Source organism: Paenibacillus oceani (assembly GCF_014705615.1).
Taxonomy (GTDB): domain Bacteria; phylum Bacillota; class Bacilli; order Paenibacillales; family NBRC-103111; genus Paenibacillus_AB; species Paenibacillus_AB oceani.
This window is the reverse complement of sequence record NZ_JACXJA010000047.1, coordinates 59405-80772: the sequence shown is the minus strand read 5'-3', so window position 1 is coordinate 80772 and position 21368 is coordinate 59405. Positions and strand designations below refer to the sequence as shown.

The 21368-nt window shown below is 57.8% G+C and carries 18 protein-coding genes; 16 read left to right on the top strand and 2 right to left on the bottom strand.

Translation table 11 applies throughout. From position 1 onward, the window contains the following. Positions 1–112 precede the first annotated feature (112 nt). The 10 genes from IDH45_RS27930 (at position 113) to IDH45_RS27885 (ending at position 11590) form a co-directional block, all read left to right on the top strand. Positions 113–1078, top strand: a complete 966-nt coding sequence (locus IDH45_RS27930) for an ABC transporter substrate-binding protein (RefSeq protein ID WP_190931439.1) — start codon at positions 113–115, stop codon at positions 1076–1078. Continuing rightward, positions 1079–2119: a FecCD family ABC transporter permease gene (locus IDH45_RS27925; RefSeq protein WP_190931438.1), complete on the top strand. Its 1041-nt coding sequence runs from the start codon at positions 1079–1081 to the stop codon at positions 2117–2119. It begins immediately after the preceding gene. A 4-nt stretch (positions 2120–2123) separates the two neighbouring features. Beyond that, positions 2124–2948 (top strand): ABC transporter ATP-binding protein, encoded by an 825-nt coding sequence (locus IDH45_RS27920; protein ID WP_190931437.1) that lies wholly within the window; start codon positions 2124–2126, stop codon positions 2946–2948. Between the two features lie 27 nt (positions 2949–2975). Next, complete coding sequence (cobT, locus tag IDH45_RS27915; protein WP_190931436.1) at positions 2976–4034, top strand: nicotinate-nucleotide--dimethylbenzimidazole phosphoribosyltransferase; 1059 nt, start codon at positions 2976–2978, stop codon at positions 4032–4034. Between the two features lie 24 nt (positions 4035–4058). After that, on the top strand, positions 4059–4616 hold the full coding sequence (gene cobU, locus IDH45_RS27910) for a bifunctional adenosylcobinamide kinase/adenosylcobinamide-phosphate guanylyltransferase (protein WP_190931435.1): 558 nt from the start codon (positions 4059–4061) through the stop codon (positions 4614–4616). 746 nt (positions 4617–5362) lie between these two features. Next, positions 5363–6547 (top strand): adenosylcobinamide-phosphate synthase CbiB, encoded by a 1185-nt coding sequence (gene cbiB, locus IDH45_RS27905; protein ID WP_223837023.1) that lies wholly within the window; start codon positions 5363–5365, stop codon positions 6545–6547. Then, the gene (gene cobS, locus IDH45_RS27900) at positions 6517–7329 is read left to right on the top strand and encodes an adenosylcobinamide-GDP ribazoletransferase (protein ID WP_190931434.1); all 813 of its coding nucleotides are present in this window, start codon (positions 6517–6519) and stop codon (positions 7327–7329) included. The genes cbiB and cobS overlap by 31 nt, the downstream gene beginning before the upstream one ends. Before the next feature lie 18 nt (positions 7330–7347). Next, on the top strand, positions 7348–10053 hold the full coding sequence (locus IDH45_RS27895) for a cobyric acid synthase (RefSeq protein ID WP_190931433.1): 2706 nt from the start codon (positions 7348–7350) through the stop codon (positions 10051–10053). Next, entirely contained in the window at positions 10050–10622 is a 573-nt protein-coding gene (locus tag IDH45_RS27890) for a cob(I)yrinic acid a,c-diamide adenosyltransferase (protein WP_190931432.1), read from the top strand. The genes IDH45_RS27895 and IDH45_RS27890 overlap by 4 nt, the downstream gene beginning before the upstream one ends. After that, positions 10619–11590, top strand: coding sequence for an RluA family pseudouridine synthase (locus tag IDH45_RS27885; protein ID WP_190931431.1), 972 nt, complete (start codon positions 10619–10621; stop codon positions 11588–11590). Before IDH45_RS27890 ends, IDH45_RS27885 begins: the two co-directional genes overlap by 4 nt. Here IDH45_RS27885 and IDH45_RS27880 read toward each other — a convergent pair. Beyond that, on the bottom strand, positions 11578–11757 hold the full coding sequence (locus tag IDH45_RS27880; protein WP_190931430.1) for a hypothetical protein: 180 nt from the start codon (positions 11755–11757) through the stop codon (positions 11578–11580). The two genes, IDH45_RS27885 and IDH45_RS27880, sit on opposite strands and share 13 nt — an antisense overlap. Positions 11758–11931: 174 nt before the next feature. Between IDH45_RS27880 and IDH45_RS27875 the strand changes: the two genes are divergently transcribed. The 6 genes from IDH45_RS27875 to IDH45_RS27850 all read left to right on the top strand — a co-directional run bounded on the left by IDH45_RS27875 (position 11932) and on the right by IDH45_RS27850 (position 20100). After that, positions 11932–12303 (top strand): arsenate reductase family protein, encoded by a 372-nt coding sequence (locus tag IDH45_RS27875; RefSeq protein ID WP_190931429.1) that lies wholly within the window; start codon positions 11932–11934, stop codon positions 12301–12303. A 23-nt stretch (positions 12304–12326) separates the two neighbouring features. Continuing rightward, positions 12327–13421: a site-2 protease family protein gene (locus tag IDH45_RS27870; protein ID WP_190931428.1), complete on the top strand. Its 1095-nt coding sequence runs from the start codon at positions 12327–12329 to the stop codon at positions 13419–13421. Between the two features lie 193 nt (positions 13422–13614). Beyond that, positions 13615–14802, top strand: coding sequence for an aminotransferase class I/II-fold pyridoxal phosphate-dependent enzyme (locus IDH45_RS27865; RefSeq protein WP_190931427.1), 1188 nt, complete (start codon positions 13615–13617; stop codon positions 14800–14802). 1803 nt (positions 14803–16605) lie between these two features. Beyond that, positions 16606–17547: a dihydrodipicolinate synthase family protein gene (locus IDH45_RS27860; RefSeq protein ID WP_223837015.1), complete on the top strand. Its 942-nt coding sequence runs from the start codon at positions 16606–16608 to the stop codon at positions 17545–17547. 238 nt (positions 17548–17785) lie between these two features. Continuing rightward, complete coding sequence (locus tag IDH45_RS27855; RefSeq protein WP_190931425.1) at positions 17786–18445, top strand: SGNH/GDSL hydrolase family protein; 660 nt, start codon at positions 17786–17788, stop codon at positions 18443–18445. 818 nt (positions 18446–19263) lie between these two features. Then, positions 19264–20100: an alpha/beta hydrolase gene (locus IDH45_RS27850; RefSeq protein ID WP_190931424.1), complete on the top strand. Its 837-nt coding sequence runs from the start codon at positions 19264–19266 to the stop codon at positions 20098–20100. Between the two features lie 379 nt (positions 20101–20479). Here the strand turns inward: IDH45_RS27850 and IDH45_RS27845 are convergent, their stop codons facing one another. Next, positions 20480–21355, bottom strand: a complete 876-nt coding sequence (locus IDH45_RS27845) for a helix-turn-helix transcriptional regulator (protein ID WP_190931423.1) — start codon at positions 21353–21355, stop codon at positions 20480–20482. Positions 21356–21368 lie beyond the last annotated feature (13 nt).

Here is a 21368-nt window from a genome sequence, read left to right as displayed (position 1 = left end):
AATCCCCCTACGCAAGTAGGAGGATGGATACGCCGGAGGGTATAGGGAATCCCTTGCCCCATCTGCCTCGGCGAATGCCGAGAGGCTACACTATAAAGGAGAGGGAGCAACCATGAAGAAGCTGATCATGCTTCTGCTGTCCGTCACGCTTGCGTTCGCGCTCGCGGCATGCGGTCAAAAGCAAGAAGGGGGCGTCAAGGAGCCGGCGCCAGCAACCGGAGGTTCGGCTGCAACCGGCGGGGAAGCCGCAGGCAAAAAGACCGTCTACCCGCTTACGATCAAGGACGACTCCGGCAAGGAGTTTACGTTCGCGAAGGCGCCGGAACGCATCGTATCGCTGTCTCCGACCGAGACGGAGGTGCTGTTCGCGCTGGGGCTCGGCAACAAGATCGCAGGCGTGTCGAATCTCGACGATTACCCGGAGGAAGCGAAAAGCAAGCCGAAAATGGGCGATCTGCAAGGAAATCCGGAAGCGATAATCGCAGCTAACCCGGATATCGTATTCGCCGGGCTGTCGCTGAACAAAAATTCGGTGGCGAAGCTGAACGAGCTGAAGTTGAATTTGTTCCAGACGAACCCGAAAACGATTGACGCCGCGATCGAGCGCGTTCTTCTGTTCGGACAAATTACAGATACCCAGGCGCAGGCGGAAAAAGTCGCCGAACAGATGAAGAAGGAAAAGCAGCAGGTCGCGGACGCTCTGAAAGGGCTGAAGGAAGACCAGAAGAAGAAAGTATATATCGAATTTTCCCCCGGCTGGACGGTCGGCAAAGGCGAATTCATGGACGACCTGATCACGCTGGCCGGCGGCGTCAACGTCGCTTCCGACCTACAGGGCTGGAAGCAGATCAGCGAAGAGAAGATCATCCAGTCCAATCCGGACGTCATCTTGTTCGCCAAAGGCGTTCCCGATCTGGAGAAAACGATCCGCAGCCGCGGAGGCTGGGACAAAATCAATGCGATTAAAAACAGTAAGGTGATCGGGCTGGACGACAGTCTGCTGGCGCGCCCGGGACCTCGCATCACGAAGGCGCTTGCGGATGTCGCCAAAGCGATATATCCCGATCTGGTGAAATAAATGAAGAAGAAGCTGCTGTTATGGGGAGGGGCAGGCATCGTGCTCCTTCTTCTTTCCGTCGTAGTCAGCTTGTCGCTTGGCTCTGCGCGGATTCCGATTCCTCATGTGTGGGGAATTTTGCTGAAGCAGGTGCCGTGGCTCGGGGAATCGGTTCCGGTCATCTGGCCTGAATCGTCGGAGCAGATTATTATGAAGGTTCGTCTGCCGCGTATTGTGCTGGGCGTACTAATCGGAGCGGCGCTGTCGATCGCCGGGGCGGGGTTTCAGGGCGTATTGCGCAACCCGCTGGCCGATCCGTATACGCTCGGCGTCGCTTCGGGCTCGTCGGTGGGAGCAGCGTTTCTTATTTTATTCGGGCTTCATTATGCCTTATTCGGCATTTGGACGATTCCAATCGTCGCTTTTATTACCGGCAGCATTACATTAGGGATCGTGTTCCGGCTCGCCGGAATACAAGGGAAGTTCCGCACGGAGACGGTAATTTTGTCAGGTGTGGTCGTTTCGTCCTTTTTAAGCGCGCTCGTTTCCTTTATGGTGGCGATGTCCGCGAACAAGGTCGTCAATGAAATCCTGTTCTGGCTGATGGGCAGTCTCGCTTTGCGGGGCTGGCCGTATACGTCGGTCGTTGCGCTGTACCTCGTGATCGGCGCCGTTTTCCTGATCCCTTACGGCCGTTCGCTGAATCTGTTCGCACTTGGCGAGCGGCATGCCGCCCATCTGGGGGTCCAGGTGGACCGGACGAAGCGGAACGTCCTGATCGTCTCGACGATGCTGACGGCCGTAGCCGTGTCGGTGTGCGGCGTCATCGGCTTCGTCGGTCTGATTACGCCTCATCTGGTCCGGCTGCTGGTCGGTCCCGATTATCGGCTGCTAATTCCGCTATCGCTCCTGTTCGGGGGGATCTACGTCTTGTGGGCCGATACGCTCGCCCGGATGGTGCTCAGTCCGACGGAGATTCCGCTCGGCGTCGTGACGGCGTTTCTCGGGGCCCCGTTCTTCGCCTATCTGCTCTCCAGACAAAAAAAGACGATGAAAGGTTGATCGTATGATCGAGGTAAAAGGAATATCCAAGTCGTTCGACAGCCGCGCCGTCTTGGAGGAAGTGTCGTTTGCCGTGAAGGAAGGGGAGACGTTCGGTATTATCGGGCCGAACGGGAGCGGAAAATCGACGCTGCTGAAGCTGATATCCGGAGTGGAACGGCCCGATTCGGGCGAGATCCGGCTGGATGGCAAGCCGCTCGTCTCGTTTGCCCGCAAGGAACTCGCCCGGTGGCTTGCCGTATTGCAGCAGGATGCGCTGCCTCCGATCGGCTTTTCGGTGCGCGAAGTGCTCGAGATGGGGCGGTTTCCGTTTCAAAATTGGCTCGGGGACGAGCCGGACGATTTTTCCGGCCTGATCGACGCCATTTTGGCGAAGCTGCAGCTGGAGCCTTTCGCCGACCGGTCGCTCGAATATTTGAGCGGCGGCGAACGGCAACGCGTGGCGCTCGGCAAAGTGATGGCCCAGCAGCCGCGGCTGCTGCTGCTCGACGAGCCGACCACGTTTCTGGATATCGGCTACCAGGTGCAGATGATGGACACGGTGCGCCGCTGGCAATCCGAGCAGCCGCTCACCGTCGTGGCCGTTCTGCACGATCTGAATCTGGCCGCTCAATATTGCGACAGGCTGATGCTGATTCACCGCGGCGGCATCGTCAAGATCGGCACGCCCTGGGAAGTGATGGAGCGGGAGCTGATCGCCATGGTGTACGGCACCGAGCCGATCATCACGGCACATCCGGTGTCCGGATCGCCTCAATTGCTGCTGCAGCCTGGTATGCCGGAAGCGGACATGGAGCAGCAGCGCAAGCACGTTTTGCCATTCCAATAACCGGCAACGGGAGGAGAGGAACACACCATGGAATCGCAGCAATTATTGGAACAGACGGTTAGTCGTATACGCGCGGCTGACGAGGCCGCGAAGCAAGCGGCCGCGCATAAGCTGGACCGGCTGACGAAGCCGCCCGGCAGCCTGGGCAAGCTCGAGGAGATCGCCAGGCAGATCGCGGGCATCACGGGAGAGCTGAACCCGGATTTGTCGAAGAAAGCGGTCGTTGTCATGGCCGGAGACCATGGGGTTTGCGCCGAAGGCGTCAGCGCATTTCCGGCCGAGGTCACGCCTCAGATGGTGATGAACTTTCTGAACGGCGGAGCGGCGGTGAATGTGCTGGCCCGCCATACTGGGGCGGACGTCGTCTGTGTGGACATCGGCGTGAACGCCGAGCTGAGCCATCCGGGGCTGGTCAGCCGGAAGGTGAAGATGGGGACGGACAACATGGCGGTCGGGCCGGCCATGAGCCGGGAAGAAGCGGTCCGGGCGGTAGCGGTCGGGATCGACATCGTGAACGGGCTGGCGGAACGCGGCTACCGGATGTTCGCGACGGGCGAGATGGGCATCGGCAACACGACACCGAGCTCGGCGCTGCTAGTAGCGCTGACCGGCACCGACGTCGAAACCGCTGTAGGCCGCGGTACCGGCATCGGCGACGAAGGGATGCGGCGCAAGCGCGACGTGATCCGGAAGGCGCTGGAGGCGAATCGCCCGGACGCAGGCGATCCCCTTGATGTGCTGGCGAAGGTCGGCGGCTTGGAGATCGCCGGTCTGGTCGGCGTCATTCTCGGCGCGGCGGTGAACCGCTGTCCGGTCGTCGTAGACGGATTTATCTCGTCCGCCGCAGCTCTGGTCGCCTCGCGGCTGGCCCCGTTGGCGGCGCCGTACATGATCCCGTCCCACTTGTCCCAGGAGCAGGGACACCGGGTACTGATGGAGCATATCGGCCTGCGGCCGATACTGCAGATGGATATGAGACTGGGCGAAGGCACCGGCGCGGTGATGGCGTTCCCGGTCGTGGAAGCGGCGATGAAGCTGATGAACGAGATGGCGACGTTCGAGAGCGCCGGCGTGTCGGAGAACTGAGCGGACGGAGACGGAGGATTCGGCATGAACGTATTGGTTACGGGCGGGGCCCGGAGCGGAAAAAGCTCCTTCGCGGAACGATATGCCGCCCATCTCGGGAATAGCGGCATCTATATCGCGACGGCGCAGCCGTTCGACGAGGAGATGGCGGAACGGCTGGCGCTGCACCGGGAACGCCGGGACGAGTCGGGGTTTGCCTGGCAAACCGTCGAGGAGCCGCTCGAGGTGGCGGACTATTTGCGCCGGTACGAGCCGCGCGGCGGGGAAGTCGTACTGATCGACTGCCTGACGCTGTGGCTGTCGAACTGGCTGTTCCGTTACGAGCAGGAAGCCGACATGGAGAAACGCGTCGGCGAGCGGATCGACGAGCTGGCGGAAGCCGTGCGCCGCTGCGCGGGCACCGTGCTGCTCGTGACGAACGAGGTCGGCAGCGGCATCGTGCCGGAGTACAAGCTGGGCCGCGTCTACCGCGATCTCGCGGGACGGATGAACCAGCGGATCGCCGGGGTCAGCGACGAGGTATTCCTCGTCACGAGCGGCATCCCGGTCGAACTGAAGCGGCTGGCCTTCCGGTTCGAGTAACACATGGGGTGCGGAGCGGTTTGCTCCGCGCGGGCGGGAAATGGCGGCGCGGTCGTGGAATAAGAGTCTCTAGCAACTCTTATTCAGCCGCAAACCGCGAGTAACCGCAAAATAAGAGCGGATAGCAGCTCTTATTCCGCTCAGAATGACGGGGAAATGCGGAAAAGGCGTGGAATAAGAGTCTCAAACCGCTCCTATTCAGCCGGGAAATCACCGAAATCAACAAATAAGGGTCTCAAACCGCTCTTACTCAGTCGGAAAATTGTTGAAATCAACAATTAAGAGTCGTAAATTGCAAATCGTAAATCGCTCCTATTCGTGTGGTGATCCAAGCGAAGCATTCATGCTACAACTACGGCCAATTAGTTAGAAAACTATGGTGCGAACCGAGCAGAGTCTACAGCCGGGCGGATTGACGACCGACGACAGACAGACGACAGATGGACGACAGACGGATTCACGGATAGTATGGTAGAAGGACTGATAGTCTGGTAGACCGGAGACGGCAGATTGGCGAACTGATGGCTTGGCGGATACGACGTACTGGGGACCGGCCGACAGGCGACAGACGGACACACTGATAGTATGGTAGAAGGACTGATAGTCTGGTAGACCGGAGACGGCAGATTGACGGCCGGATGGCTTGGCGGATAAACGTACTGGCGGATCGGACCGGCAGGCTGAATGAATGGTTGGATGGTTGTTTGCCAAGGGCGGACGTCGGAGCGATGCGCGGAACAGGGGGAATGAAGGTGCTGCTGTTTTCATGGCAAGAAACGGCTTGGATGGTGATCGCCGCTATCGTGGTGGATTGGATCGTTGGTGATCCGCGCTGGCCTACGCATCCGGTCATATGGATCGGCAGGTTGATTTCCCGGCTGGAGAAACGGCTGAGGAGCGGAGAAATGAAACAGCAAGTATCCGCTCCCAAAGAGTCTGAGGAATCGTCCCAGCACATTCCCACCCCCCAGGGGTCTGAGCAATCCCTACAGCACGCCACCGCCCCACGGGAGTCTGCTGCATCGGAACAACACGCCAATGCGACCGGGGAGTACGCTACGCCGGCACCTGCGGCCGTATCCCACCAAGCGCAGGCCGCTCCTTCGGATCGGCGCCGGCAGCGTCTTCAAGGTGTCGCTTTGACTGTTTTGACGGTCGGGGCGGCTTTTTCCGTTATGTTCGCGATCGTGAAGCTGTGTTTGCTGATTCATCCCTGGCTCGGGTATGCGGTCAACGTCTGGTTCATCTCGACGACGATCGCCGTCAAAGGGCTGAAGGACGCCGCCATGCTGGTGTACCGTCCGCTGAGCGAAGGCAACATGGAGGATGCGCGCAAATATGTCGGCTATATCGTCGGGCGCGATACGACGCGGCTGGACGAGCCGGAAATTGTCCGGGCGACGGTCGAGACCGTATCGGAAAATACGGTGGACGCCTTCGTCTCGCCGATCGTCTTCGCTCTGCTGGGCGGCGCACCGCTTGCGATGCTGTACCGGGCGGCGAACACGCTCGATTCGATGGTTGGCTACAAAAACGCAAAATATTTGCATTTCGGCTGGGCTTCGGCCCGCCTGGACGATGTGCTCAATTACATACCGGCGCGGCTGACCGGCCTGATGATCGTTTGCGTTTGCGCATTCGGCAAAGGATTGTCGGCGGCTCGAGCGGCCAAATCGATCGTAACGTTCGCGTCGCGCCACCCGAGCCCGAACAGCGGCATCCCGGAATCGGCCGTAGCCGGAGCGATCGGAATCGAGCTCGGCGGGCTCAACCGCTACGGGGAAGTCGTCAGCGACCGTGCCCGCATGGGCTGGCCGCTCCGCGAGCGAAGCCGGGGAGATATTGTACTCACGATCCGAATATGTTATGGGGTAAGTTATCTGGCTGCAGGAGGGCTGTTATGCGCAGTGATCGCAACAATGTATGGGTAACGGAGCTGGGAGCTTGCGCGTCGGCGTTTCAGTTTTTGACGCGGCTGCCGGTGCGGATGAAGCTGGATTATACGGACGAGCTGTTTCGGCGGAGCACCGTGTATTACCCGGTAGTCGGTCTCGTGCTCGGCGCGATGCTGGCCGCTGCGGCATGGCTGCTCGAACTGCTGCTCCCTTCGGCGCCAACTGCGGTTATCGTACTCGGATTGTGGGTGGCGGTAACCGGAGCGCTGCACCTGGACGGCTTGATGGATTCCGCCGACGGGTTGCTCAGTCACCGTTCGAGGGAGCGGATGCTGGAAATTATGAAGGACAGCCGGGTAGGCGCCATGGGCGTTGTAGCCGGCGTTCTGATGCTGCTTATGAAGTTTTCGCTGCTTGTCACGATGGCGGCGTACTCGGACAAGTGGCTGGCCTTCCTGATCGTTGCCCCGATGTGGGGGCGGTGGTTCATCGTGTGGGCAATTGCCGGCTGGCCTTACGCGAGGGAAGGACAAGGGCTCGGAAGTTTATTTACTTCCGTAACCCGTTCTCAGGCTCAGGTTGCCTCGCTTCCTGCTATTGCGGGGAGCTTGGTCGTGCTCCTCGCCTTCCGTTTCCCCTGGTGGGAAGCGCTGGGGTATACAGCGGGACTCGTCGTAATCGCGGGAGCGCTCGGTTATGCGTTGGCCCGTTCGATGGCGCGCAAATTGGGCGGACTGACCGGGGATACATATGGAGCATTGGTCGAGCTTCTGGAGTGCGCAGTGCTGCTGCTGGCTGTAATCGCGATGAATTGGTAGAGTAGGGGGAGAGAAAGTATGCTGGAACGATACGGACACGGGGGAGATTTGACGACGGCGGAATCGCTTTATGGACTGCCGGCGGACGGATTCCTCGATTTCAGCTCCAATATGAACCCGTTTGGCCCTCCGGGAGCGGTCGGGAAACTGCTGGCGGAACGCTGGCGGGAGCTCGCCCGTTATCCCGATCCGGCGGTGCGGGAATTGCGCCGTACGCTCGCGGAGAAGTACGGAATACCGGAAGCGAGCATTCTGGTCGGCAACGGGGCCGCCGAACTGATCGACCTGACCGTACGGGCGCTGAAGCCAGGGTCCGTCGGTCTTGCAAGGCCGTCCTTTTCGGAATACGAGGAAGCGGTGCGGAAAATCGGCGGCGGGATTGTCGACATCCCGCTATCCCCGGATAACGGATTCGCTTTAAGCGAGACGGCGCTCCGTCAGGCGGCCGCCTCCGCCGACATGCTCCTGCTGGGCCATCCGAACAATCCTACCGGTAAAATGGCGGACCCGGCTATGCTTCACCGGCTCGTTCAGGACCGGATTCCGCTCGTGCTGGACGAAGCGTTCGTCGATTTCGCGCCGGACGAGCAAGCGGTCAGTCTGATCCGGCTGGCCTCGGCAACCAAAGGGCTCTATGTGCTCCGCTCGATGACGAAATTTTATGCGATACCCGGCATCCGGCTCGGATTTATGGTCGCGCATCCGGAGGAGATCCAGGCGATGAAGGAGCTCCAGGTGCCGTGGAGCGTCAATACGATGGCCCAGTGGATCGGTCAGGCCGTGCTTGCCGAGCGCGAGTATGCCGAGCGGACCCGGCGATGGCTGGCGGACGAGCGGCCGCGGCTGGTGCAGGGGCTGCAATCGCTCGGATTGCACGTATTTCCTAGCGACGTTAACTTTCTGCTCGTCTCCATTCCGGAAAGCTTGGGGGTAGACGTCAAAACGCTCCAGAGCCGGATGGGACAGCTTGGGGTGCTGATCCGGGACGCTTCGTTATTCCCGGGTTTGAACGACTCGTACTTTCGCGTTGCGGTCCGTCTCCGGGAGGACAACGAAACGTTAATCACGTGTCTTGCCCAAGCGCTGCGGATAAACGGAGAGCCTGCGGCCCATAAAGCTCTGCCAGCCGAAACGGAGCCTTCAGGCACTCCCAAGTCCGGAGACTCGGCGCCGCTTGCGCCGACGATCATGTTCCAGGGCACCTCCTCCGATGCGGGCAAAAGCATTCTGACGACGGCGCTGTGCCGCATCCTGTTGCAGGACGGCTGGCAGGTTGCCCCGTTCAAGTCGCAGAACATGTCGCTGAACTCATACGTTACGCCGGACGGCAAAGAAATCGGCCGTGCTCAAGGGATGCAGGCCGACGCCTGCCGCATCGCAGCGACAACCGACATGAACCCGATTTTGCTGAAGCCGAAAAAGGACATGGTATCCCAGGTTGTCGTGCACGGCAAGCCGCTGCGCGATTATGACGCCCGGGCGTACCGGGAGAAATATTTGGGCGAAGCGCAGGAGATCGTCAAGGAAGCGCTCGTGCGGATGCGCCGCCGCTACGATGTCGTTGTCATCGAAGGGGCGGGGAGCCCGGCGGAAGTGAATTTGAAAGATCGCGATATCGTCAACATGAGACTGGCTGGCTGGGCGGATGCGCCAGTGCTGCTGATCGCCGACATCGATCGTGGCGGCGTATTCGCGTCGCTCGTCGGTACGCTGGACATTTTGACGCCGGAAGAGCGGGATCGCGTCAAAGGATTCGTCATCAACAAATTCCGCGGCGACGTCTCCTTGCTGAAGCCGGGACTCGACTGGCTGGAGCGGCGTACCGGCAAGCCGGTGCTGGGCGTAATCCCATACTTGCCGGATCTCGGCTTGGAGGATGAGGATTCCGCCTCGCTCGATGCGAAGCGGCCGTCCGGACCGAAGCGGGAAGGGCAGGTCGATGTGGCCGTGCTGCGTCTGCCGCGGTTGTCCAACTTCACCGACTTCGATCCGTTGTTCGAGGAGCCGGATGTGCACATCCGGTACGTCTCCGGCGTATCCGATTGGGGAGAACCGGACGCGGTGATCATACCTGGCAGCAAAAACACGGTGGACGACTTGAAGTATTTGCGGGAAAGCGGCTTGGAGGCGTGCATCCGCAGGCATGTGCAAGAGGGCGGCAGGCTGATCGGCATCTGCGCCGGCTACCAGATGCTCGGCCGTCGTCTGCTCGACCCGGAGCGGATCGAATCGGATACCGGAGAGCTGCCGGGTATCGGGCTATTTCCATCGGAGACGACGTTTACGCCGGATAAACGGACCGAGCGGGTCAGCGGGTCGGCGAATTGGCCGGGAGCCGGGAGCGGGGCTCTTCCCGTCGAAGGCTACGAGATTCATATGGGCCGGACGGTATTTGTGGAGGATGTCCGGCGTCCGTTCTCCATCCGGATTCACGATGCGCCCGAGCTTGCGGCATCGTACCATGAAGACGGCGCGATGTCGGAGGACGGGAAAGTGTGGGGCACGTACGTCCATGGCATTTTGCACAACGACGAGCTTCGGCGCACCTGGATCAACGAGATCCGGGCGGACCAAGACTGGCCGCCGCTCGAAGGGCAGCTCCGGTTCCACAGCAAACGCGAGGCCGCCTTTGACCGGCTGGCCGATCATGTCAGGAGCCATTTGGATATGGCCCGAATCTATGCGATGATAGAAGGAAGCGACGAAGGGAGCGGAAACGAATGAGAATTTATACAAGAACAGGCGACAAAGGGCAGACAGGCGTTATCGGAGGACGCGTCGACAAGGACGATGTCCGGGTGGAGGCGTACGGCACGACGGATGAGCTAAACTGCTTCGTCGGGCAGACGATCAGCGTGATGACCAGCGGCACGATGGACGACCTGAGAGCCGACCTCGAGCTGGTCCAGCAGGAGCTGTTCGACTGCGGATCGGACCTCGCTCTGCTCAAGCCGGAGCTGCGTCCTTACAAAGTGAACGCGGAGATGGTCGACCGGCTGGAGACGTGGATCGACAAGTACGATGCGGAGACGCCGGATATTACCCGGTTCATCCTGCCCGGGGGCTCGCAGGCATCGGCGCTGCTGCACGTCTGCCGGACCGTCTGCCGCCGAGCGGAGCGGAGAGTCGTTACCTTGTCCAAGCAGGCGGAGATTAATGAAGAGGTGCGCAGGTATTTGAACCGGCTATCCGATTTCTTCTTCACGGTAGCCCGCACGGCCAATTTCCGGGAAGGCGTGCCGGATGTCGAATACGAACGAAGCCCCGAAGTATTCCGCCGCAAGTCCAAATGAGCTATTACGAGCCGCTTGCCTATATCGTGCCGTCCGAAGAGGACGGCATGATGCTGAAAAACATTCTCCGCAACCGGATGCAGCTGTCCCGCAAGCTGCTGTCCCGTCTGAAGCTGACGCCGGAAGGGATTACGGTCAACGGAGAGCGAAAGTATACGTCGGTGCGCGTCAAGGCCGGGGATGTGGTCGAGGTTCGCATGGAGGAAGAAGAGTCGGAGGACATTTTGCCGCAGGATATCGAATTCGAGGTGATCGACGAGGACGAGCATCTGCTGATCGTCAACAAGCCGGCCGGGATGATCGTTCACCCGACCCACGGTCATTACATGAATACGCTGGCCAATGCGGTCGTCCATTACTGGCGGCAGCGGGGGGAGAAAGTCCGGTTCCGTCCGGTGCACCGGCTGGACCGCGAGACGTCGGGCGTGCTTGCCATCGCCAAAAACCCGTATGCCCATCAGTTTATTTCCGAACAGATGCAGAATGGAGCCGTGGACAAATGGTATATGGCCATCGTGCGCGGCAGTGTGCGGGAGAACGGAGGGACGATCGAAGGTCCGATCGATCGCGATCCCGAATCGCCGCATGTCCGGATCGTCACGCCGACCGGTTATCCGTCGGTTACGCATTATGAGGTGCTGGAACGGTACGGGGAAGAGGCAACTCTAGTCCGGCTGAAGCTGGAGACGGGGCGCACGCATCAGATCCGCGTCCATATGAATCATATCGGCCATCCGCTTCTTGGAGACGAAATGTACGGGACGGACGAAGAAGGGCGGCGGGTTGCGGCCTATTCCGCAGATTCTAACGAAACAGCCGAGGGAGAGACCCTCGGCCGTCATGCACTACATGCTTCCACTCTCGGCTTCGAGCATCCGTCCGGGCGCGGACCGGTCCGGTTCGAAGCTGCTCTGCCGCCGGACTTGACCGGGCTTCTCGCCCGGCTGAGGTCCGGTCATTTGGAATGAAGATCGCCTTTGTGTAATTTATTGCCTTTGCCGCCCTGGGTGTCGTCCCTCGAGCCGACATCCTGCTGGCGCACAGTAGAGCCGCCGCATCCGGCTGTAATGGCGGTCAGGAACAGCAAGGCGGCGGTAGTCGCGGCGATCGTTTTGAAGCCGATTTTCAAGTTCATGGCGTATCCTCCCCGATTGGATGTCTCTTCCTCCGTTTACGTTTCCAACATCTGTCGAAAATTATCCGTTGTTTGGCGGGTTTCTTTCTGGTTTTTGTGTCAAGCGACTCTTTATTGTTTGTCCGATTCATGTATAATTAGAAAGGCTATTTGAGACTGGAAGGGGAAAGACTGATGAGTACACGGATAACCGCCTATTTGTACCCGAAATGCGGAACGTGCCGGGACGCTTTGAAATCGCTCCGGAACAAAGGTGCAGAGCCGGACGAAGTCGTCAATATTTTCGAGACGGCGCCTTCGGCGGAACGGCTGACCGAGATGATCGGCAAAAGCGGGCTTCCTTTAAAGAAGTTTTTTAATACGTCCGGAGAAGTGTACAAGGAAATGAACCTGAAGGACAAGCTGCCGGGAATGAACGAGGAAGAGATGATTGCGCTGCTCGCCTCGAACGGCCGGCTGATCAAACGTCCGATCATTTACGACGGGGAGCATGTAACGGTCGGTTACAAAGAAGACGAATACGAGCGTGTCTGGAACCGCGTATAAGAGAGAGAAAAGGGGGCGGCTCGTTGAAGCGACAGACGAAACAAAATTGGAGCATACGCCGGGCGCCGGGGGCGGTCGGTACGTTTTTGCTCGCACGAATCAAAGCGCTGCTTCGGTTTTTGCAGCTCGGGAAGAAAAGCGGGGCTTTGCTCAGCATGGCCGTCGCTACGGCAATCTACACTTGGTTTTATCAATGGGAGTTTGCGCTGGGCGTGACGATTATGGTGCTCGTCCATGAGCTCGGTCATGTGGTGGCCGCCCGGCAGAAGGGGATTCCGGTGACCGCTCCTTTTTTTATCCCGTTTCTGGGCGCGCTGATCATGCTGAAGCGCAATCCCCGCGATGCGGAGACGGAAGCCTATGTGGCGATGGGAGGCCCGCTGCTCGGTACGATCGGAGCGTTTGTGTCGTTTCTGATCGGGCTGGTGTCGGGTCATGCGATGTTTTATGCGATTGCGTATATCGGGTTTACGCTGAACCTGATCAATCTGCTGCCGATCCATCCGCTGGACGGCGGACGCATCGCTTCCACAGTAACCAGGTGGCTTTGGGTAGCAGGGGCGGCCGGCGGCTTGTTTGTCGTTATTTATTTGCGGTCATATTTGTTTTTTTTCCTATGGCTGCTGTTCGTATGGGACTTGTTCTCGAAGTATGTGATGTACCGGGGCAGGACGGCGGACTATTCGGTCTGGGGAAAGATCGAAGTGCCGTACGAGGAAATCCCGGGCGAAGATTGGATGCTGAAGCCGTTCCGGGAAAACGTAGAGCTTCCTTACCGCGCCTACTCAGATATGGAGGGGAAGCTGTGGGTCGAGATCGAGTGGGAAGAAGCAGGCGCCGTGAAGCCTGTGAAAATGCTTGAGCAGGGACTGATCCGGTCCGTTACCGGGTTAAAGGTCGAACGGCGCTGGCGGCAGTCGCCCAAGATGGTGGTGCTCCGCTACCAGATCGACTACGAGCCTCACGAGAATGAGAATTACTACAAAGTGCCGAATGCGGTACGCTGGAAATTCGGCCTCGGATACGGTGCTTTGGCGATCGCGTTGTTCGTTATGCTCGATCTGGTGCAAAATTTGATGGCTTCCGAAGGCGGCTTCTTCCAATCGTTAAGAAAGTAAACGGTAAACGTCATAAAGGATTCAGCCGGTCCCTTGTCGTATCTCTTCGGTTTGTGTAATTATTCATTGTGGCGAAGTTTCGCCGGGGAACGTTACTTCGTTTTGGAGCGATCTGCCCGATGTATCGGGGTCTGATTAACAGCAGGTCTCACTGCGGAATGATGCAACAGCTACTAAGTTTGGGGTTGGGAATATGAAACGAATCGGATCAAGCCGGCTGCAGTTACTCGGGTCGGCTATTTTTTCGGAAGTGGCGGAATGGAAGCAGGAAGCGGCCGGCAAAGGACTTGATATTATCGATCTCGGTATCGGCAGCCCGGACAGGCCTCCCTCCGCGCGAGTGATGGAAGCGTTGGCGAAGGCGGCCTCGAATCCCGGCAACTACGGTTATCCGACCTCGGAAGGGTCGCTGGCGTTCCGGAGCGCCGTCTCCCGATGGTACGACTACCGGTTCGGGGTCCGGCTCGATCCCGAGTCGGAAGTGACAACGCTGATGGGGTCTCAGGACGGTTTGGCGCATCTGGCGATGGCTGTCGCCGATCCGGGCGATGTGGCGATTGTGCCGGACCCGGGCTACCCGATCTATTCGGCTTCTCTTGTGCTCGCCGGTGTGACGCCTTATTTGCTGCCGCTTCGCGCGGACAACGGCTTCCTCCCGCGTCTGAACGAGATTCCGGAGGAGACGGCGGCGTGCGCCAAGTTCATTCTGCTTAATTATCCGGGCAATCCGCTGGCGGCGGTGGCGGATTTCGCGTTTTTCGAGGAGCTTGTCGAGTATGCGAGACGGCGCGATCTGCTGATCGTGCACGATGCGGCGTATTCCGAGATGGCGTTCGACGGTTTTCGGCCGCGAAGCGTGTTGGAAGTTCCCGGCGCCAAAGATATCGCCGTCGAATTCCATTCGATGTCGAAAAGCTTCAACATGGCCGGCTGCCGCCTCGCTTTTCTTGTCGGCAACAAGGAGGCGGTACAGGCGCTGCGCACGTTGAAGTCGAATATCGATTACGGCGTGTTCGCAGCGGTTCAGGAAGCGGGTATTGCAGCGCTCGACGACCATGCCTCGGGTTCCGGCTGGGAGGTCGCTTCCGTTTACGAGCGGAGACGGGATATTATGGTAGAGGGTCTTCGCTCTGTAGGCTGGGATGTGCCGAAGCCAAAAGCGACAATGTTCATCTGGGCGCCGATTCCGGCAGGCTGGACATCTCGACAAATTTCCCGGGAAATGCTGCTTTCCGCAGGCGTTGTCGTTATTCCGGGAGACGCGTTCGGCGAGTTGGGACAAGGCTTTGTCCGGATTGCGCTCGTACAGGAAGAGGAACGGCTCGCGGAGGCGGTACGCCGAATCGGTCGTTTTTTGCACGAACGGGGAGGCCGTCCATAATGTGTGAGCGTGAAAAGATGGAGCGAATCGGAACGTGTCGAACGTGAAAGGTAGGCATCGCCAGTGCGGATCATCCAAGGATGGCTGCGGGCGGATGAACGGGCGCCGTGTGCGGTGCGGGAAAGCCTTGTTCCAGCTAATGCTGGGGCAAGGCTTTATTGGTGTTGTGCGCAGCAGACGGCAGGCATATTCCGGGAATTTCGCCGGTCGACGGCAGTTAGGATGTATTCCATCGTGCGAACCAGGAGCGGAAAATTGAGAGCCGAGAGCCGAGAGCCGAGAGCCGAGAGCCGAGAGCCGAGAGCCGAGAGCCGAGAGCCGAGAGTGCAACCCAAACCCAAACCCAAACCCAAACCCAAACCCAAACCCAAACCCAAACCCAAACCCAAACCCAAACCCAAACCCAAACCCAAACCCAAACCCGAGTAACCAGCTTCCTTTAAGAATTTGATAGCTAACTCCATATGTAAGCGCATACGTGACGGTCCTGATAGTTACATAGCAGGATAAAGACAATGGCCCGGCAGTTCCATGTAACCACGAAGCGGATAAGGGTGGTTCGTACCCTCTTTTTTGCTCAAAACCTGCTTGGACGGATGAATAAGAGATGTTAGAAGCTCTAATAATCCGCGAAAATGGTGATAACGCGCCCAGTTGGTTGAAATAAGAGGTACAAACCGCTTCTATTCCCATCCATCCTCTTCATAACCCGAATATAGAGGATACTAAAAGCTCTTATTTGGTTGCACAGCCAGCACGGATACGATTTCAGCGAGGCTGAACATGCCCGGCTCACAAAAAAGCAGCCGTTTATGCAGGTTCCATGTATGCGTCCTGCCCCTGCGCATTTGGCTTCGTGCAGGCAACTACTTTGGCTCCATCTTGCCTTTCCTTCAACGCTCAGCCTTTTCATATATAAGGTAGGTCTACTTGAAATGAGGGACTTGGAGCGATTGGTTGGTTGTATTGTCTATTATGAAGTATCGACCTAGCAGATCGAGCGCGGAACAAGCGTAAATTTGAATCTCACCAGGTGCAGGTTGCTTGAGGAGTGACTCCATTAGTCATGTAGCAGCTTCTGGTGGACGGACTATATGATTCTCAGCTCCTTTTTAGAATGGTCGCGCCCAAGTAAAATGAGGCCCGAACGACAGACTACAGACTACGGACTACGGACTACAGATCACCATATCACCAGATCACCTAATCCGCTGCGTGTCGATGCCCGACAACCCGCTTTTTTTAGTCACCCCGCCGCTTTGATCCGCTGCGCTGTTGGCCTCCATCCATCTCTCCTTAGCCCTCCGCTACTGGTCAGATGCGTTCCACGAGGACGCGCTCCCTTCATTCCGACACAACAGACGGTTGTCTGCAGCCGGGCATGGTTAGAAATTTGGGATTGATAAACAAATGGAAAAAAGCTAATATAGATTGTGAAGAACGTTGTTCTGTATATGAGAACTCGATCGCCGAATAATGGAGTAACTGTATCGTTTAATCCAAGAGATGAACAGCGAATGGGGACATAGGATTGGCGACAGTCAGCACCCCGCCATAGCCTGCACCCAATATGACGATTCTTGGACCCGACTGCAGTCAGGACGAATAGGAGTAACTCTTACAACACTTAATCGGCAACTTTGAGAATTAATGTGAACATTGTTCTTTATTTAAGAACGGTTTCTCCCCTCCCCCGAAGCTGGCGCGATATGCCTCGTATTCAGGACGGGCTGCGGCCTATTGCCGGATGCGGGCGTTCCAAGCTTAACGATACCCAATAAAAACGTAGCGGAGATGACGAGATTGAAAGAGATCGCAAACGGAGTATGGCCTACGATGATCACCCCCTTCACGGAAGACAAGCAAGTTGATTACAACGGATTGGAACAACTGATCGAATGGTATATCAGCCAAGGTGTAGACGGGCTTTTTGCGGTATGCCAATCGAGCGAGATGTTTTTCCTCAGCCTGGAGGAGCGCGTGAAGATGGCCCGGTTCGTCAAGGAGAAGGCGGGTAGCCGGGTTCCGGTAATCGCCTCGGGGCACGTCTCAGACGACCTGGAAGGGCAGATCGAGGAAATCAGGCAAATCGCCGCAACGGGCATCGATGCGTTCGTGATCGTCACGAACCGGTTTGCCAAGGAAGAGGAGTCCGACGAGGTGTGGATCAGCCGCGCCCAGACGATTCTCGAGAACGTTCCGGGTGTCAGTTTTGGCCTTTACGAGTGCCCGTATCCGTACAAACGACTGCTGAGCCCTCAGGTGCTGAGCTGGTGCGCCTCGACCGGCCGGTTTTTGTTCCTGAAAGATACGTCGTGCAGCGAAACGGAGATCGAAGCGAAGCTGGAAGCCGTCAAAGGCAGCAGCCTGAAACTGTTCAACGCCAATACGGCGACGCTGCTCGCCTCGCTTAGACTGGGAGCGGCCGGATTCAGCGGCGTGATGGCGAATATGCATCCGGACCTGTACGTATGGCTGACACGCAATTGGAGCGCCGAACCGCAAAAAGCCGAAACGCTTCAAGCTTTTCTAAGCACCGCTTCGTTAATCGAGCTGCAGATCTATCCGGTGAACGCGAAATATTACCAGCAGCAGCTCGGCTTGCCGATCGCTTTGACAGGCCGGAGCAAAGACGCGTCAACCTTTACGGCGACACGCAAGCTTGAGGTGAACCAGCTCGCAGCCACGGAACAGGCGATTCGGGAACATGTCTCGTTGCCGCGTCCGGTTTACGCCAAAGCGTAAGACGACTTATAGTGTGAGTTCAAAAAGTCTGGTTTTCAGCACCGAGAAGATGGGATGAAGCAAGGAAATGAGGAGCGGAGCGTAGTGGCAGCTTTTGTGAGCACCGGAAGTTCCGGCTGAATTCCATATTCGATTTCGAGCGGGCTTCCTGATCTGCTTCGTGATCAAAAGTGGACTTTTTGAACAACCTCTTATACTCATTCAACATTCATTAACGGTATGAAGGAAGGGGAGACGCATGAATTTTCGCAGCAACGATAAGATCGTCTTTATAGGAGACAGCATTACCGATAAAGGAAGAAAAACCGATCCGCTGAAGCTGGGCGGGGGATACGTGCGGCTGCTCCACGATTACTTCGCAACGAACTGCCCGGAGCTGAACTTGACGGTGATCAACGAGGGGACGAGCGGCAACCGGGTAACCGATCTGCAGAAACGGTGGACGCTGGACGTGCTCGATCATCAACCCGACTGGCTGTCAGTGTCGATCGGCATTAACGACGTGTGGCGGCAGCTCGATTCTCCGGATGCGGAGCAAGTACTGCCGGACCGGTTCGAAGCGGTGTACCGCGAGCTGCTTCGACAAGTCAAGGAGAAGTGCGATAGCCGGCTTATCCTGATGCAGCCTACGATCATCAAGGAGATTCCCGACTCCACAGGCAACCGGATGCTGCAGCCGTACGTAGCTATTGTGGACCGGTTGGCCGCCGAGTTCGGCGCCGTATTGGTGCCGACTCATGAAGCGTTTATCAGCTTCCTCCGGCGGGGAACGGGCAAGGCGCTGACGACGGACGGCGTCCATATGACGACGCTGGGTGATATGCTGATGGCGACGACGTGGCTGAACACGATGCAGGAAGCGGGAGCCAAGGCAGCGGCACTTGTTTCACGAGGTTAACAAGCAGCAGTTCCGATCGAAGAATAACGCTTCACTTTCCAGAAACAAACCTCCATCCCCACCCCGTACAAGATCCGGATACAATTTCAGAAGCTTGTCCTATGGGATGAACAGGCGTTGCGAGTTGCCAGCTTCGCTTGTTAAAGCCATATGTTTAGCTCAGAATTTGTTAACATCCGGATTTGTACAAATGGGCGGGTTTGGAGGTTTTGTCGTTTAAAACTTCGTCCCCTACACAAGCTTCGCAAAATAGTCCACGCAAGCGCGGATCGTACGTACCCGCCCCAGCGGCCCCAAGCGTCCCATTCGACGCTGTACGGAATATAGACCTGGCGCTCCTTCACCGCACGCAGTTCCTGCCAGAGCGGATCTCGTATTTTGGGCGAAACGTGCGTGGATGGGGAAATAAGAGCGGTTTGGACCTTCTAAAATCCGCGAAAAGGGTGCACACTCCCTCAGTTGGCTGAAATAAGAGGGGCAAACCACCTCTATTCGCCGCTGTCATCCCAAAAAGCTGAAAATAGAAGGTGCCAGAAACTCTTATTATGTGTTTTGGCGAGCGTTAATTTGCCCGTACGCATCTCGTTTCAGCGAATCCGAACCCGGTCTGCCCGCAAGAGAGTCGTTTACGCCGCATCGCCCTGTTCGTCCGATTCATCTGTAGGAATTACTGTTCTTTTTTTCTCCCTTTTCCGAAAATAAACTCCTTTCTCTGCTATAATATAGGGGGTAAACGGCACGGCAGACGAGCAGGTCCGAACATGCCACCCGTTGCCTTCCGAACCTGACTATCAACTTGCGAAAGGTTGAACGAATTCATGAATGTGGTAGAGCATAAGGACGTAGCTTACGGCCCGTTTGAGAGAAACGTGCTGGATGCGTATCTGGTATCGCGCGAAGACGGCAAGCCGACTCCGGTATTGATTTTCTTCCATGGCGGCGGATACGTGCACGGAGACAAGTCGGTTTTTCTATCGACGGCTCTTATGAAGGAATGTCTGGAGGCCGGAATCTCCGTTGTCACGTGCAATTATCGGTTCATTACGACCGATCCGTTCCCGGCTCCGATGGAGGACGGTACGCGGGCGATCCAGTTCGTCCGGAATAAAGCTGCGGAGTGGAAGATCGACCCGGATAAGATTGCTTCGTCCGGTTCGTCGGCCGGGGGGCACATCGCCTTGTGGAATGCGCTGAAAGGAAATCTCGCGAAGCCGGACAGCGAAGATCCGGTGGAGCGGACGTCCTCGGCCGTGTGCGCCTTCATCGGATACGGCACGCAAGTGTCCAAGGACCAGCGGTTTTATGAGGGGATATACGAAGGTCCGCATATTCAGCCGAATATCGCGATGTTTTACGGCATTGCTTCGGTCGACGAGCTGTACCGTCCGGACGTACTGAAGCTGGCGGAGGAAGCGTCGGCGATTAATTTCATGTCAGAGGCGGCGCCCCCGATCGTTATGATTTACGATTTCGTGTTCGATTTGCCGCGCATTCCGGCGGAAGCGCCTGTCGGCGAAGTGATTCACCATCCGATGCACGGTTACGTGCTGAAGCAGCGGTATGACGAGTATGGCATTCCGTTCGTATTTCGCCATACGGCCGATCCGGTGCGCCCCGGCGAACTGGTCGACTTTCTGCTGGAGCATTTCGGGTAACTTTAGGAAGGATCGGGGTCGCGCTTGCGGCTTAGGCAGATTCGTTGGAGCATGGAACCCGGAGCGGAGCGGCAGGTCCGCTCCGACTATGCTCAGGCTGCTGCCGTTCCTGTTCTGGTTCCTATTTTGATTCCTGTTCTGATACCTTGTTCGTGCTCTTGCTCTTGCTCCTGTTACCGAAACCGGTACCGGCTCCGGTTCGTCAGCGCTCTGGCGAAACTTTGCCGGCCGTTCCCGGATTTTCGTATCCGCCGGCTGTATACCTCGCCATCCGATCACCGTATCGTGCCGATCTCGTCAGGACCCCGCAACCTCCGCCGGATTTCCGGACGATTCCGCTCCTCTTATTGTCCGAGGCGACTTGCCTCAATCTCCTCCCTCACGTACCCATACTCGCCCCCTGCTGCCTAAATTCGCTTGGCGTTAGACCGGTCTCCCGTTTAAAGTGATTGCTCAAATAGTGGACGCTCGTATAGCCGAGCCGATCGGCGAGCGCTTCCAGCTTTTCGCCTCTTAGAAGCGCCTGCTTCGTTTGCCTGAGCCGCTCCTTGATCAGGTACGACTTCGGATTGGTCCCGATTTCCGAGCTGAACAGCTTGGCAAAATGGCTCGGGTGGTAACCGCACAGGCCGGCCAGCTCAGCAACCGACCAATTTTTGCCGGGCTGGTCTCTCATCGCCCCAAGTGCGGCTTCGATCTTGCCGCTCCGCCTCGGAGTATGGCTGCGGTCGGCGAAATGCCGGATTGTAAAGGCCAGCAGCTCCATCAGCAGCGCCCGGAGCACGTACGGATAGCCAGGCTGCTCCTGCGTATATTCGTGGACGATCCGCTGCAGCAGAGGCTGCATGCCGGGAACGGTGAACCGGTGAGGCACGGTCACATGGCCGAAGCCTTCCGCATACACGCCGTACTCCTGCGCCTTGCCCGACATATCGAGCGCTGCATCGTGCCTCAGACCGCCCGCCGGGTGCACGGGAGAAGGGGAGTCGGCATGCCAGGCGAAGTGCAGGCTGTAATAGTCGGTTCCCGGGTCGGCCCGCAATATATGCGGACTGTCCGTGCCGTAGAACACGCAGTCCCCCGGATGCACCTCATACGGATCAGGTCCCAACTGCAGATCCGCTCGGCCCGACACGACATAATAAAACTGGCAGTCCGGGATCAGGCGCGGTCCCCATTGCTGGGCCGAGTCGGTAACCGTTCTGGCGGCGAAATTGACGGTTGGCGTCGTGCTCCACAGATCCCCAATATTCATGCGGATTCCTCCC

Excerpts from the sequence above, each read along its gene's own strand:
- IDH45_RS27930 (WP_190931439.1), top strand. The coding sequence starts at position 113 with ATGAAGAAGCTGATCATGCTTCTGCTGTCCGTCACGCTTGCGTTCGCG.
- IDH45_RS27925 (WP_190931438.1), top strand. The coding sequence starts at position 1,079 with ATGAAGAAGAAGCTGCTGTTATGGGGAGGGGCAGGCATCGTGCTCCTT.
- IDH45_RS27920 (WP_190931437.1), top strand. The coding sequence starts at position 2,124 with ATGATCGAGGTAAAAGGAATATCCAAGTCGTTCGACAGCCGCGCCGTC.
- cobT (WP_190931436.1), top strand. The coding sequence starts at position 2,976 with ATGGAATCGCAGCAATTATTGGAACAGACGGTTAGTCGTATACGCGCG.
- cobU (WP_190931435.1), top strand. The coding sequence starts at position 4,059 with ATGAACGTATTGGTTACGGGCGGGGCCCGGAGCGGAAAAAGCTCCTTC.
- cbiB (WP_223837023.1), top strand. The coding sequence starts at position 5,363 with ATGAAGGTGCTGCTGTTTTCATGGCAAGAAACGGCTTGGATGGTGATC.
- cobS (WP_190931434.1), top strand. The coding sequence starts at position 6,517 with ATGCGCAGTGATCGCAACAATGTATGGGTAACGGAGCTGGGAGCTTGC.
- IDH45_RS27895 (WP_190931433.1), top strand. The coding sequence starts at position 7,348 with ATGCTGGAACGATACGGACACGGGGGAGATTTGACGACGGCGGAATCG.
- IDH45_RS27890 (WP_190931432.1), top strand. The coding sequence starts at position 10,050 with ATGAGAATTTATACAAGAACAGGCGACAAAGGGCAGACAGGCGTTATC.
- IDH45_RS27885 (WP_190931431.1), top strand. The coding sequence starts at position 10,619 with ATGAGCTATTACGAGCCGCTTGCCTATATCGTGCCGTCCGAAGAGGAC.
- IDH45_RS27880 (WP_190931430.1), bottom strand. The coding sequence starts at position 11,757 with ATGAACTTGAAAATCGGCTTCAAAACGATCGCCGCGACTACCGCCGCC.
- IDH45_RS27875 (WP_190931429.1), top strand. The coding sequence starts at position 11,932 with ATGAGTACACGGATAACCGCCTATTTGTACCCGAAATGCGGAACGTGC.
- IDH45_RS27865 (WP_190931427.1), top strand. The coding sequence starts at position 13,615 with ATGAAACGAATCGGATCAAGCCGGCTGCAGTTACTCGGGTCGGCTATT.
- IDH45_RS27855 (WP_190931425.1), top strand. The coding sequence starts at position 17,786 with ATGAATTTTCGCAGCAACGATAAGATCGTCTTTATAGGAGACAGCATT.
- IDH45_RS27850 (WP_190931424.1), top strand. The coding sequence starts at position 19,264 with ATGAATGTGGTAGAGCATAAGGACGTAGCTTACGGCCCGTTTGAGAGA.
- IDH45_RS27845 (WP_190931423.1), bottom strand. The coding sequence starts at position 21,355 with ATGAATATTGGGGATCTGTGGAGCACGACGCCAACCGTCAATTTCGCC.